Here is a 12,622-nt window from a genome sequence, read left to right as displayed (position 1 = left end):
CCTTGTCTGATCAGTCTTTGCGGAAGCTGTCGTGACATGCTTTGCACGAAGCTGCTGCTGGCGCAAATGCGGTTTTCAATGCATCCAAATTGCCTGCCTTGGCCGCGGTATTCAACTTGGTGATTTCGGCTTGCATCTTGTCTGAAGCTTCTTTGAATTTGGCCGACTCCTTCCAGATTTCAGGCTTGGCGCGCGTCTCACCTTTGTCTGTTCCCTCACCAAATGCGGCCCATGGCAACTTGGCGAGGGTGGCCACTACTTCCGCATTTTCGGCAGCCAATTTCGCGTCATAAGGTGCACGGCCACTGGCCATGGCACCGAGGCGCCCAAAATGTGTCGCCATCACGGTATAACTGGCCTTGCGGTATTTGACGGCGTCTTCAGGTTTGGCAAACTGGGCCTGGGCTGGCAAAGCGAGGGTGATGGCCATGGCTGCGCTGAGCAGGCTCAAAATCATTTTCATGTGAACTCCAATCGTTTGAAACACCGGTAAAAGTCATCTGCTTTTACACTGGATCAGTCTCGCATATTTTTCTTACGCACGCATCCATGAAAGCGCCTATGTTCACCGTTCGCATTTGGGATTTGCCCACTCGCCTGTTTCACTGGATTTTGGCTGGCAGCGTGCTTGGCCTGGTCACCACGGGGAATGTGGGCGGTGAGGCCATGGTTTGGCATTTCCGTTTCGGATACACCGTCCTGACACTTTTGTTGTTTCGACTCGTTTGGGGCTTTTGGGGGGGCCATTGGTCCCGCTGGGCTCAACTGCCGCTCAGCCCATCCAGCGTCTGGGCTTACCTCAAAGGCCGCGCCGCACCTTCACATCTTGTCGGACACAACCCATTGGGCTCATGGTCCGTGGTGGCCTTGCTCTTTGTTCTGGGGTTTCAAGTGGCCACTGGCTTGGTCAGTGACGATGAAATTGCCACCATGGGACCCTTGTCTTCCTGGGTATCGGGTGCGGTGGTCAGCTGGGCGACCAGCTGGCACAAGGGTTGGGGCAAACTCATTCTGATCATGCTGGTGACGATCCATCTGCTGGCGCTGGCTTGGTACCGTTGGCAAAAACAGACCTCGCTGGTGCCTGCCATGTGGCACGGCAACAAGGTGTTGCCAGAGTCCACTCGCGCGTCCCGCGACAACCTCGTCAGCCGTGCTTTGGCTTTGCTTTTGTTGACTCTGGCGGCCCTGGCTGTCGCGACACTGGTGTCCTTGGGCAACTGAAAACGCGTAGCCACCAGAGCCAGTCTGAACTGCCGCTACACTGTTGTTCTGATTTTGCTTTCTGATTTTCACCTTGCACAAGCCATTTGTTCAACTGCTGCATCCGGTCAGTGATGAAGACTGGACGGAGACTCGTTCCATCTTCCAGGAATACGCATCCAGCCTCAAAGTCGATTTGTGCTTTCAAGGCTTTCAAGACGAACTGGCGGGTTTGCCGGGCGATTACGCCGAACCACGCGGTACGCTGTTGCTTGCAAGGGTGGATGGCGTTGTGGCTGGCTGCTGTGCCTTGAGACCTCTGGACGCCTCTGATTACACCAACGCCGCCGAGATGAAGCGCCTGTATGTGCGCCAAGCGTTTCGCGGTTTGGGTTTGGGCAGACAGCTGACCGAAGGCATTCTCGATGCTGCACGCAAAGCGGGCTACAGCTGCGTCTTGCTGGACACCCTGGATGACATGGAGTCTGCCCGTGCATTGTATGAAGACTTGGGTTTTGAAGAGATACCACCTTACTATCACAACCCACACGCAGGCGCTCACTACCTGAAAGTGAACATTGATTGATTGTTAACATTGGACATAAAAAAAGGGACCTTCGGTCCCTTTTTGTTATCCAACTAAACTTCAGCTTTTGGCTTGTGCCAACAATGTCGCAGCGTCGCTGACTTCAAATTTGCCAGGGCCTTCCACGTTCAGGGTGGCCACTTTGCCGTCTTTGACGAGCATCGAGTAACGGTTGCTGCGCACACCCATGCCACGGCTGGTCAAGTCCAGAGTCAAGCCGGTGGCTTTGCTGAAATCGGCACTGCCATCGCCCAGCATGCGCACCTTGGCATCGGTTTTCTGGTCACGGGCCCATGCGCCCATCACAAAGGCGTCGTTCACGCTCACGCACCAAATTTCGTCAACGCCTGCAGCTTTGAATGCATCGAAATGCTCCACATAACCGGGCACATGTTTGGCCGAGCAAGTGGGTGTGTAGGCGCCAGGCAAAGCAAACAGGGCAATGGTTTTGCCTGCTGTGGCTTTGGCGACGTCGACAGGGTTGGGGCCAATGCTGCAGCCATTGCCTTCGACTTCAACGTATTCCATCAGGGTGGCTGCGGGCAAGGTGTCACCGACTTTGATCATGTTGTGCTCCATTTGTATGTAGGGCGAAAACGCCGAGGTAAAAAAAAACGACCCACCATTGTGGGTCGTTTTTTGAAAGTGTGCAGAAGTCAGGCTTTTGGGCTTAGACGGCTGCAGCTTTCTGAACCAGGCGAGTAGCCACCCAGTTTTTGGTCTTCGAAATCGGACGGCTTTCCGTGATTTCGATGGTATCGCCCAGGTGGTATTGACCTGTTTCGTCGTGCGCGTGGTACTTGCTCGACTTGGCCACGATCTTGCCGTAGAGCGCGTGTTTCACACGACGCTCGACCAGCACGGTCACGGTTTTGGCGCGCTTGTCGCTGACCACCTTGCCAATCAAGGTGCGCTTGAGGGATGTTTTAGCTTCCGTCATGGTCACTCCTTACTTGGCGGCTTGCTTTTGGGCAAGGATGGTTTTGGCACGAGCGATGGAACGACGGGTTTCGCTCAACGTTCCGGTGTTGCCGAGTTGTTGCGTGGCTTTTTGCATACGCAGACCAAAGTGGGCTTTTTGCAGCGCTTTGATCTCGTCTTTCACACCAGCAACGTCTTTTTGGCGCAGTTCAGCAGCTTTCATTTCTTGTTTCTCCTGAATTACTGGCCGATCATGCGTGCCACAAAAGTGGTACGCAGAGGCAACTTGGCAGCGGCCAATTTGAAGGCTTCGCGGGCCAACTCTTCTGGCACGCCTACGATTTCGTAGAGCACCTTACCGGGTTGGATCTCGGCCACGTAGTACTCGGGGTTACCTTTACCGTTACCCATACGCACTTCAGCAGGCTTGGTGGAAATCGGCTTGTCAGGGAACACGCGAATCCAGATACGACCACCACGTTTGACGTGACGGGAAATCGCACGACGTGCGGCTTCGATCTGACGGGCCGTCAAACGGCCACGGTCTGTGGACTTCAGGCCGAAGTCACCAAACGCCACCGTGTTACCACGGGTAGCGACGCCGGTGTTGCGGCCTTTCTGTTCCTTGCGGAACTTTCTGCGAGCAGGTTGCAGCATGTTGTTACTCCTTATTGACCGTCAGCTGCTGCAGCTGGCGCGGCGACTGTGCGTACGCGCTTAACGGCGGGTTTGGCATCACCACCTGCACCGGCGGGCTTGTCGCTACCGTCGGTGGGGGCTGTGTTGGTGCCAGCGGGACGACGTGGGCCACCGCGACGATCGCCTGTTGGGCGGTCGCCAGGACGGGCGTCACGGCGTGGACCACGTGGGCGGCGCTCTTCTTCGGCACGTGGCTCAGCCAGTGCAGGAGCATCGTTGCGACCCAAGGTGTCACCTTTGTAGACCCAGACCTTGACACCAATGATGCCGTAGGTGGTCTTGGCTTCGGAAGTGGCGTAGTCGATGTCAGCGCGCAGGGTGTGCAATGGCACACGACCTTCGCGATACCACTCGGTACGCGCAATTTCGATACCGTTCAAGCGGCCAGCCGACATGATCTTGATGCCTTGGGCACCCAGACGCATGGCGTTTTGCATGGCACGCTTCATGGCGCGGCGGAACATGATCCGCTTTTCGAGCTGTTGGGTGATGCTGTCAGCGATCAGTTGGGCATCGATTTCGGGCTTGCGCACTTCTTCGATGTTGACGGCGACGGGCACGCCCAGACGAGCAGCGAGTTCTTTCTTGAGCAACTCGATGTCTTCGCCTTTTTTACCGATCACCACACCTGGACGAGCCGAGAAGATGGTGATGCGGGCGCTCTTGGCTGGACGCTCGATCAGCACGCGGGAAACCGCGGCGTTCTTGAGCTTGGCCTTGAGGTACTCACGCACCTTGATGTCTTCGGCCAGCATGCCGGCGAAGTCACGGTTGTTGGCGTACCAGCGGCTTGCCCAGTTACGGCTAACAGCCAGGCGGAAACCGGTAGGATGGATTTTCTGTCCCATAGTTCTTCCTGATTAATTGCCGACCGTCACATACACATGGCATGTGGGCTTGCTGATACGGTTGCCACGGCCTTTGGCGCGGGCTGTGAAACGCTTGAGCGTGGTGCCTTGTTCGACGTAGATGGTTTTCACCTTCAACTCGTCGATGTCGGCGCCGTCGTTGTGCTCAGCGTTGGCGATGGCGGACTCGAGAACTTTCTTGACGATGCCAGCAGCTTTTTTCTGCGTGAAAGTCAAAATGTTCAGAGCTTGATCCACTTTTTTACCGCGAATCAAATCGGCGACCAAGCGGCCTTTATCGACCGACAAACGGACGCCCCGGAGGACTGCACGTGTTTCCATGGTCTTTCCTTATTTCTTCTGGACTTTTTTGTCCGCAGGGTGACCCTTGAATGTCCGGGTCAGTGCGAATTCGCCCAATTTGTGGCCAACCATTTGGTCGGTCACATAAACAGGAACGTGTTGCTTGCCGTTGTGAACGGCGATGGTCAGACCGATGAAATCGGGCAGAACCATGGAGCGACGCGACCATGTCTTGACGGGCTTTTTATCTTTGGTGGCAACGGCTTTTTCAACCTTGGCCAGCAAATGGTGGTCAACGAATGGACCCTTTTTGAGAGAGCGTGTCATTGTCTAACCCTTACTTCTTGCGACGCGACACGATCATGACCTGTGTGCGCTTGTTGTTACGGGTACGGTAGCCCTTGGTGAGGTTGCCCCACGGGTCTACTGCATGACGGCCTTCGCCGGTACGGCCTTCGCCACCACCGTGCGGGTGATCCACAGGGTTCATGGCAACGCCACGAACGGTTGGGCGGATACCCATCCAGCGCTTGACACCGGCCTTGCCCAATTGGCGCAGGCTGTGTTCTTCGTTGGCGACTTCACCAATGGTTGCGCGGCACTCGATGTGGATCTTGCGAACTTCACCGGAGCGCATACGCACTTGAGCGTAGATGCCTTCACGAGCCAGCAAGGTTGCCGAAGCACCAGCCGAGCGGGCGATCTGAGCACCAGCACCGGGCTTGAGCTCGATGCAATGGATGGTCGAACCCACTGGGATGTTGCGGATAGGCAAAGTGTTGCCAGCGCGGATTGGCGCCTCTGGGCCCGACAACAGGGTTGCACCGGTTTCAATGCCACGTGGGGCAATGATGTAACGGCGCTCGCCATCGGCGTAGCACAGCAAAGCAATGTGCGCAGTACGGTTTGGGTCGTACTCAATGCGCTCGACTTTCGCCGGGATAGCATCTTTGTTGCGCTTGAAATCGACCACGCGGTAGTGGTGCTTGTGACCACCGCCTTTGTGGCGAGTTGTAATGTGACCGTTGTTGTTACGGCCAGACTTCTGGTGCTGGGGTTCCAGCAACGGAGCGTAGCCTTCACCTTTGTGCAGGTGGTCACGTGTGACCTTCACCACGCCACGACGGCCTGGGGAGGTTGGTTTGATCTTGATGACAGCCATGATTACGCAGCCTCCCCGGACAGGTTCAGCTCTTGACCTGGTTGCAGCGTGACATAAGCCTTGCGAACGTTGTCGCGACGGCCAATGGTTTTGCCAAAACGCTTGGTCTTGCCCTTGGTATTCACCACAGACACGCCTTTGACCTCGACCTTGAACATCAATTCCACAGCGGCTTTGATTTCAGGCTTGGTAGCGTCCTGCAGCACTTTGAATGTCACAGCGTTGGATTTTTCTGCAACCATGGTGGCCTTTTCGGACACGATGGGGGCAACCAGCACGGACATCAGACGACCTTCGTCAAACTTCACGGCGCTCATGCAAACATCTCCTTGAGTTTGTCCATGGCACCTTTGGTCACGAGGACTTTCTTGAAGTTCACCAAAGACACGGGATCAGCGTAACGTGGCTCAACAATCAGGATGTTGATCAGGTTGCGCGATGCCAGGTACAGGTTTTCGTCGACTTCGTCAGCGATCACCAGCACGTTGTCGAGACTCATGGCCTTGAACTTGGCAGCGAGCTGCTTTGTTTTTGGCGTTTCGACTTTGAAGGAATCCACCACAGCCAGACGGCCTTCGCGGGCCAACTGCGAGAAGATCGAAGCCATACCAGCGCGGTACATCTTCTTGTTGATCTTCTGTGTGAAGTTTTCGTCGGGCATGTTCGGGAAAATCCGACCACCGCCACGCCACAAAGGCGAGGAAGTCATACCAGCACGAGCGCGACCAGTGCCTTTTTGTTTAAAAGGCTTCTTGGTGGAGTGGTGAACTTGTTCACGGTCCTTTTGGGCGCGGGTGCCTTGACGGGCATTGGCCTGATAAGCCACCACGATTTGGTGGATCAGGGCTTCGTTGTATTCACGACCGAACACAGTTTCAGGCGCATCCACTTTGGAAGCGGCTTGACCTTGGTCGTTCAGGAGTTCGAGCTGCATCAGATCGCTCCTTTAGCTTTGATGGCGGGACGCACGGTCACAAAACCACCTTTGGAACCAGGAATGGCACCCTTGACCATCAACAGGCCACGGGCTTCGTCAACGCGGATGACGGCCAGGTTCTGCGTGGTGCAAGTCACATCACCGCGGTGGCCAGACATTTTTTTGCCTGGGAACACGCGACCTGGATCTTGGGCCATCGAAATCGAACCGGGCACGTTGTGCGAACGGCTGTTACCGTGCGATGCGCGCTGCGATTTGAAGTTATGACGCTTGATCGTGCCGGTGAAGCCTTTACCAATGGAAGTGCCTTGCACGTCCACTTTCTGGCCCACAGCAAACACAGCAGCCACGGGCACAGTTGCGCCAGCGGCGTACTGGGCGGCCGTGTCGGCGGTCACGCGGAATTCTTGAATGATTTCACCGGCTTCAACACCGGCTTTGGCCAAGTGACCAGCGATAGGCTTGGTCACGCGCGATGCCTTGCGGGCACCAAATGTCACTTGCAAAGCGACATAGCCATCGTTCTCTTGGGTTTTGACCTGGGATACACGGTTGTTGGACACATCCAGCACTGTGACAGGAACGGAATCCCCATCATCAGTGAACAGACGCATCATGCCCACCTTGCGACCCAGCAACCCGAGGGAGTTGCTCAGACTCATTGTTTTCTCCAAAACTTCCACCGAGGCCACTTCAATTGGCAGCCTCGTTTGGTATGTGAAAGACTGTTAATAAATCTCACCCCAAAAGAGGTGAGCCTGAAATTATAGCCCGACAGGCCATTCCTGGCAAATCGGGCCATTTTTCAAGTTTTTGGATGGCCTTTCAGCCACCCCAAACCGCATTACTGCAGCTTGATTTCGACGTCCACGCCAGCGGGCAGATCGAGTTTCATCAAGGCGTCCACAGTTTTGTCTGTAGGGTCCACGATGTCCATCAAACGCTGGTGCGTACGGATTTCCAACTGGTCACGGCTGGTCTTGTTGACGTGCGGCGAACGCAGGATGTCAAAACGCTTCATGCGTGTTGGCAAAGGCACTGGGCCCTTGACAATCGCGCCGGTGCGCTTGGCTGTGTCAACGATCTCGGCAGCGGACTGGTCGATCAGTTTGTAGTCAAACGCCTTCAGGCGAATTCGGATTTTTTGCTTGGATGACATGTCAATTCCTTGTGGTGAGTGTTCTGCTTGCTACAGCGCAAAGGACGAGCCTTTGCGCTGCTGCGCCACAAAAGAATTAAGCGATGATCTTGGCAACGACGCCAGCGCCAACGGTGCGGCCACCTTCGCGGATGGCGAAGCGCAAGCCTTCTTCCATCGCGATGGGGTTGATCAACTTCACAGTGATCGACACGTTGTCACCAGGCATCACCATCTCTTTGCCTTCTGGCAATTCGATCGCGCCTGTCACGTCAGTCGTACGGAAGTAAAACTGTGGACGGTAGTTGTTGAAGAAAGGCGTGTGACGGCCACCTTCGTCTTTGGACAAGACATAGATCTCGCCCGTGAAGTGGGTGTGGGGCTTGATCGAGCCGGGCTTGCACAGCACTTGGCCGCGCTCGACGTCTTCGCGCTTGGTGCCGCGCAGCAAGATACCGACGTTGTCACCAGCTTGACCTTGGTCCAGCAGCTTGCGGAACATCTCAACGCCTGTGCAAGTGGTCTTGACGGTGTCTTTGATACCCACGATTTCGATTTCTTCGCCGACTTTAACGATACCGCGCTCGATACGGCCAGTCACCACAGTGCCGCGACCCGAGATGGAGAACACGTCTTCCACTGGCATCAAGAAAGCACCGTCCACTGCGCGGTCAGGCGTAGGGATGTAAGTGTCCAAAGCTGCAGCCAGCTTCATGATGGCTTCTTCGCCCAATGGGCCTTTGTCGCCTTCGAGGGCCAGCTTGGCAGAACCCTGGATGATCGGTGTGTCGTCGCCTGGGAAGTCGTACTTGGACAACAACTCGCGCACTTCCATCTCGACCAGTTCCAACAACTCAGCGTCGTCAACCATGTCGCACTTGTTCAGGAACACGATGATGTAAGGCACGCCAACTTGACGGGCCAACAAGATGTGCTCGCGGGTCTGAGGCATAGGGCCGTCAGCAGCGGAGCAAACCAGGATCGCGCCGTCCATCTGGGCAGCACCGGTGATCATGTTTTTCACATAGTCAGCGTGGCCTGGGCAGTCAACGTGAGCGTAGTGACGGTTTTCAGTCTCGTACTCCACGTGGGCGGTGTTGATCGTGATACCACGGGCTTTTTCTTCGGGCGCTGCGTCGATCTGGTCGTACGCTTTGGCTGCACCGCCGAACTTGGCCGCCAGCACGGTGGTGATGGCGGCAGTCAGGGTGGTTTTGCCATGGTCAACGTGACCGATGGTGCCCACGTTCACGTGGGGTTTGGTCCGTTCGAATTTTTCTTTAGCCATTTTTCAATCCTTAAAAAGAGCAATGCCCGTGTGTTGGTTTAATGTTTGCATCAGGTTGCTTGATCACTCCGCACGGGCACAGAGTGGCACTTGATCGCAGACAGTTTCTGAACTTTCAGTTCTGACTGTTTCTAGTCAGAGGTGCCCGAGCAAATTCGCAGGCGAATTTGGTCAGGCACGCTTGTCGTTATTTTGCGCGCGAAGCCACAATGGCTTCAGCAACGTTGCGAGGGGCTTCAGCGTAGTGCTTGAATTCCATTGTGTAGGTTGCGCGACCTTGCGACATCGAGCGCAGGGTAGTCGAGTAACCGAACATTTCGGACAAAGGCACTTCGGCCTTGATGGCCTTGCCGCCACCGACCATGTCGTCCATGCCTTGGACCATGCCACGGCGTGAGGACAAGTCGCCCATCACGTTACCGGCGTAGTCTTCAGGGGTCTCGACTTCCACAGCCATCATGGGCTCCAGAATGACCGGCTGGGCTTTGCGGCAACCTTCTTTGAAACCAAAGATGGCGGCCATCTTGAAGGCCATTTCGTTCGAGTCCACATCGTGGTACGAACCGAAGTGCAGCGTGACCTTGACGTCCACAACGGGGTAGCCCGCCAACACGCCTTGGCCCAAAGCTTCGATCACGCCCTTTTCGACCGCAGGGATGTATTCGCGAGGAACCACACCGCCCTTGATGGCGTCAACGAATTCAAAGCCCTTGCCAGGTTCTTGGGGCTCAACCTTCAGAACCACGTGGCCGTATTGACCCTTACCACCGGACTGACGCACGAACTTGCCTTCGGCTTCTTCGACGGTCTTGCGGATGGTTTCGCGGTAAGCCACTTGAGGCTTGCCGACGTTGGCTTCCACACCGAATTCACGCTTCATGCGGTCCACGATGATTTCCAGGTGCAATTCGCCCTGACCACCAATGATGGTCTGGCCCGATTCTTCGTCGGTTTGCACGCGGAAAGATGGATCTTCAGCGGCCAAACGGGACAAAGCGATGCCCATTTTTTCCTGGTCAGCCTTGGTCTTGGGTTCCACAGCTTGGCGAATCACGGAGTCAGGGAACACCATGCGTTCCAGCGTGATCACGGCGTTTGGATCGCACAAGGTTTCACCGGTGGTGACGTCTTTCAAGCCCACGCAAGCGGCGATGTCGCCGGCACGGATTTCGTCAACTTCTTCACGGTTGTTGGCGTGCATCTGCACGATACGACCGATACGCTCTTTCTTGCCGCGCACCGCGTTGTAAACGGTGTCGCCCTTTTTCAGAACGCCAGAATACACGCGCACGAAAGTCAACTGACCCACAAACGGATCGGTCATCAGCTTGAAAGCCAATGCGGAGAATTTCTCTTCGTCGTCGGCCTTGCGGGTGATTTCCTGCTCTTCTTCGTCGTAGCCCTTGATGGCTTTCACGTCCAAAGGCGAAGGCATCAACTCAAGAACCGCATCCAGCATGCGCTGAACGCCTTTGTTCTTGAACGCTGTACCGCACAACATGGGCTGGATTTCGCTGTTGATGGTGCGAACGCGCAGGCCGTGTGTGATTTCTTCTTCGGTCAAGTCGCCTTCTTCAAGGTACTTGTTCATCAGCTCTTCAGAGGCTTCTGCAGCCGCTTCCACCATTTTCTCGCGCCACTCTTTGGCGGTCTCGAGCAATTCGGCCGGAATTTCTTCGAAAGTGAACTTCATGCCCTGGGAAGCTTCGTCCCAGATGATGGCTTTCATCTTGCGCAGATCGACCACGCCGGTGAAGTTTTCTTCAGCGCCGATTGGGATCACGATTGGCACAGGGTTGGCCTTCAGGCGCAACTTCATCTGCTCCACAACTTTGAAGAAGTTGGCACCGGTGCGGTCCATCTTGTTCACAAAGGCCAAACGTGGCACTTTGTACTTGTTGGCCTGACGCCACACGGTTTCAGACTGGGGCTGCACGCCGCCCACAGCGCAGTAAACCATGCAAGCACCGTCCAGAACACGCATCGAACGCTCAACTTCAATGGTGAAGTCCACGTGGCCGGGGGTGTCGATGATGTTGATGCGGTGGTCTTCGAAAGAACCGTCCATGCCCTTCCAGAAGCAGGTGGTAGCAGCCGAGGTGATCGTGATGCCACGCTCTTGCTCTTGCTCCATCCAGTCCATGGTGGCAGCGCCGTCGTGCACTTCACCAATCTTGTGGTTCACGCCGGTATAAAAAAGAATACGCTCAGTCGTTGTGGTTTTGCCGGCGTCGATGTGAGCCGAGATACCAATGTTGCGATAGCGCTCGATGGGGGTAGTGCGAGCCATAAATTTCTCCGATGATGATGTACTAAAGCCCGCCACCCCTGATGGGGCCAGCGGGCTGGCTTCTGGCAGTGTCGGGCTTCCTTGGGAAGCCCTTGTGCATCAGAAGCGGAAGTGCGAGAACGCCTTGTTGGCTTCGGCCATGCGGTGAACTTCGTCACGCTTTTTCATGGCACCGCCGCGGCCTTCGTTGGCCTCGAGCAGTTCGTTGGCCAAGCGCAGGGCCATGGACTTCTCACCGCGCTTGCGAGCGGCTTCCTTGATCCAGCGCATCGACAGGGCCAGGCGACGAACAGGGCGCACTTCAACAGGCACCTGGTAGTTCGCACCACCCACGCGGCGGGATTTCACTTCCACCATGGGCTTGACGTTGTTGATGGCGATGGAGAAGAGTTCCACAGGGTCTTTGCCTGTTTTCTTTTCCATGTTTTCGAGGGCACCGTAAATGATGCGCTCGGCAACAGCTTTTTTGCCGCCTTCCATGATCACGTTCATGAACTTGGACAATTCGACATTACCGAACTTGGGATCCGGCAGGATTTCACGTTTAGGGACTTCGCGACGACGTGGCATATTTCACCTCATATTGCTTCAGTTGGCGTCTTTTCAGACACCGCGAGCGTTATTCAAAACACTCACTTACTCGACCCACCTGGACAATTCCGGGCTTCGGGTCACTTCGCTGGATCACCGCGCCACGCGGGAAACAGCACCGAAAATTTCAACCCGTAAGGGCTTACTTGGCCTTTGGCTTCTTCGCGCCGTACTTGGAGCGAGACTGCTTGCGGTCTTTCACGCCTTGCAGGTCCAAAGAACCGCGGACGATGTGGTAACGCACACCTGGCAAGTCTTTGACACGACCACCGCGCACCAGAACAACAGAGTGTTCCTGCAGGTTGTGGCCTTCACCGCCGATGTAAGAGATGACCTCAAAACCGTTGGTCAAGCGCACTTTGGCAACTTTACGCAGAGCGGAGTTAGGCTTTTTAGGCGTTGTGGTGTACACACGGGTGCAGACACCACGACGCTGTGGAGAGTTTTGCATCGCAGGGCTTTTGGACTTGGTCGTTTCGACCTCGCGCCCCTGACGCACCAATTGATTGATGGTTGGCATTGTTTAAAACGTCCCTAAACGTTTGGAATTGACAAAAGAAACTTCTCCGCCCCAAAAGCGGAAAAGCCCGCCAGTATAACCGCCTGGCGGGCTGGTGGCAAATTATCTGCCGGTCAGCGCGGGGAGTCGACCGGAT

The 12,622-nt window shown here is 55.6% G+C and carries 19 protein-coding genes; 2 read left to right on the top strand and 17 right to left on the bottom strand.

What is annotated here, in order from left to right:
• Positions 1-10: 10 nt before the first annotated feature.
• The gene (locus B9Z33_RS04355; protein ID WP_108285733.1) at positions 11-463 is read right to left on the bottom strand and encodes a cytochrome c; all 453 of its coding nucleotides are present in this window, start codon (positions 461-463) and stop codon (positions 11-13) included.
• A gap of 86 nt (positions 464-549) precedes the next feature.
• Between B9Z33_RS04355 and B9Z33_RS04350 the strand changes: the two genes are divergently transcribed.
• Both B9Z33_RS04350 and B9Z33_RS04345 read left to right on the top strand, forming a co-directional pair.
• A complete protein-coding gene (locus B9Z33_RS04350) occupies positions 550-1,224 on the top strand; it encodes a cytochrome b/b6 domain-containing protein (RefSeq protein WP_233252724.1) in 675 nt (224 codons plus the stop codon).
• Between the two features lie 73 nt (positions 1,225-1,297).
• The gene (locus B9Z33_RS04345) at positions 1,298-1,789 is read left to right on the top strand and encodes a GNAT family N-acetyltransferase (RefSeq protein WP_108285731.1); all 492 of its coding nucleotides are present in this window, start codon (positions 1,298-1,300) and stop codon (positions 1,787-1,789) included.
• Between the two features lie 60 nt (positions 1,790-1,849).
• On the opposite strand, the gene B9Z33_RS04340 is transcribed toward B9Z33_RS04345, so the two are convergent.
• The 16 genes from B9Z33_RS04340 to rpsL form a co-directional block, all read right to left on the bottom strand.
• The gene (locus B9Z33_RS04340) at positions 1,850-2,356 is read right to left on the bottom strand and encodes a peroxiredoxin (RefSeq protein ID WP_108286154.1); all 507 of its coding nucleotides are present in this window, start codon (positions 2,354-2,356) and stop codon (positions 1,850-1,852) included.
• 103 nt (positions 2,357-2,459) lie between these two features.
• The gene (rpsQ, locus tag B9Z33_RS04335) at positions 2,460-2,729 is read right to left on the bottom strand and encodes a 30S ribosomal protein S17 (protein ID WP_100120205.1); all 270 of its coding nucleotides are present in this window, start codon (positions 2,727-2,729) and stop codon (positions 2,460-2,462) included.
• Positions 2,730-2,738: 9 nt separating this feature from the next.
• Positions 2,739-2,933, bottom strand: coding sequence for a 50S ribosomal protein L29 (gene rpmC / locus B9Z33_RS04330; protein WP_019429303.1), 195 nt, complete (start codon positions 2,931-2,933; stop codon positions 2,739-2,741).
• 17 nt (positions 2,934-2,950) lie between these two features.
• Entirely contained in the window at positions 2,951-3,367 is a 417-nt protein-coding gene (gene rplP / locus B9Z33_RS04325; RefSeq protein ID WP_019426900.1) for a 50S ribosomal protein L16, read from the bottom strand.
• Between the two features lie 11 nt (positions 3,368-3,378).
• The gene (gene rpsC / locus B9Z33_RS04320) at positions 3,379-4,257 is read right to left on the bottom strand and encodes a 30S ribosomal protein S3 (RefSeq protein ID WP_108285730.1); all 879 of its coding nucleotides are present in this window, start codon (positions 4,255-4,257) and stop codon (positions 3,379-3,381) included.
• Positions 4,258-4,269: 12 nt separating this feature from the next.
• On the bottom strand, positions 4,270-4,599 hold the full coding sequence (gene rplV / locus B9Z33_RS04315) for a 50S ribosomal protein L22 (RefSeq protein WP_019426902.1): 330 nt from the start codon (positions 4,597-4,599) through the stop codon (positions 4,270-4,272).
• 9 nt (positions 4,600-4,608) lie between these two features.
• A complete protein-coding gene (rpsS, locus tag B9Z33_RS04310; protein WP_007847809.1) occupies positions 4,609-4,887 on the bottom strand; it encodes a 30S ribosomal protein S19 in 279 nt (92 codons plus the stop codon).
• A 10-nt stretch (positions 4,888-4,897) separates the two neighbouring features.
• Positions 4,898-5,722 carry a 50S ribosomal protein L2 gene (rplB, locus tag B9Z33_RS04305; RefSeq protein ID WP_100120207.1) on the bottom strand — a complete coding sequence of 275 codons (825 nt, stop codon included), beginning with the start codon at positions 5,720-5,722 and terminating at the stop codon, positions 4,898-4,900.
• Between the two features lie 2 nt (positions 5,723-5,724).
• Positions 5,725-6,039 (bottom strand): 50S ribosomal protein L23, encoded by a 315-nt coding sequence (rplW, locus tag B9Z33_RS04300; protein WP_053172819.1) that lies wholly within the window; start codon positions 6,037-6,039, stop codon positions 5,725-5,727.
• The gene (gene rplD / locus B9Z33_RS04295; RefSeq protein ID WP_019426906.1) at positions 6,036-6,656 is read right to left on the bottom strand and encodes a 50S ribosomal protein L4; all 621 of its coding nucleotides are present in this window, start codon (positions 6,654-6,656) and stop codon (positions 6,036-6,038) included. Before rplD ends, rplW begins: the two co-directional genes overlap by 4 nt.
• Positions 6,656-7,321, bottom strand: a complete 666-nt coding sequence (gene rplC, locus B9Z33_RS04290; protein ID WP_108285729.1) for a 50S ribosomal protein L3 — start codon at positions 7,319-7,321, stop codon at positions 6,656-6,658. Before rplC ends, rplD begins: the two co-directional genes overlap by 1 nt.
• 182 nt (positions 7,322-7,503) lie before the next feature.
• Complete coding sequence (rpsJ, locus tag B9Z33_RS04285; RefSeq protein ID WP_019426908.1) at positions 7,504-7,818, bottom strand: 30S ribosomal protein S10; 315 nt, start codon at positions 7,816-7,818, stop codon at positions 7,504-7,506.
• Positions 7,819-7,894: 76 nt separating this feature from the next.
• The gene (gene tuf / locus B9Z33_RS04280) at positions 7,895-9,085 is read right to left on the bottom strand and encodes an elongation factor Tu (protein WP_100174243.1); all 1,191 of its coding nucleotides are present in this window, start codon (positions 9,083-9,085) and stop codon (positions 7,895-7,897) included.
• Between the two features lie 187 nt (positions 9,086-9,272).
• Positions 9,273-11,375, bottom strand: a complete 2,103-nt coding sequence (gene fusA, locus B9Z33_RS04275) for an elongation factor G (protein ID WP_108285728.1) — start codon at positions 11,373-11,375, stop codon at positions 9,273-9,275.
• 99 nt (positions 11,376-11,474) lie between these two features.
• Positions 11,475-11,945 carry a 30S ribosomal protein S7 gene (gene rpsG / locus B9Z33_RS04270; RefSeq protein WP_019426275.1) on the bottom strand — a complete coding sequence of 157 codons (471 nt, stop codon included), beginning with the start codon at positions 11,943-11,945 and terminating at the stop codon, positions 11,475-11,477.
• A 163-nt stretch (positions 11,946-12,108) separates the two neighbouring features.
• On the bottom strand, positions 12,109-12,486 hold the full coding sequence (rpsL, locus tag B9Z33_RS04265; RefSeq protein ID WP_066708835.1) for a 30S ribosomal protein S12: 378 nt from the start codon (positions 12,484-12,486) through the stop codon (positions 12,109-12,111).
• Positions 12,487-12,622: the final 136 nt, after the last annotated feature.

Source organism: Limnohabitans sp. T6-20, from assembly GCF_003063505.1.
In the GTDB taxonomy this organism is placed as follows: Bacteria; Pseudomonadota; Gammaproteobacteria; order Burkholderiales; family Burkholderiaceae_C; genus Limnohabitans_A.
Note: the sequence above shows the minus strand (reverse complement) of the source record. Positions and strands in the feature narration are given on the sequence as shown.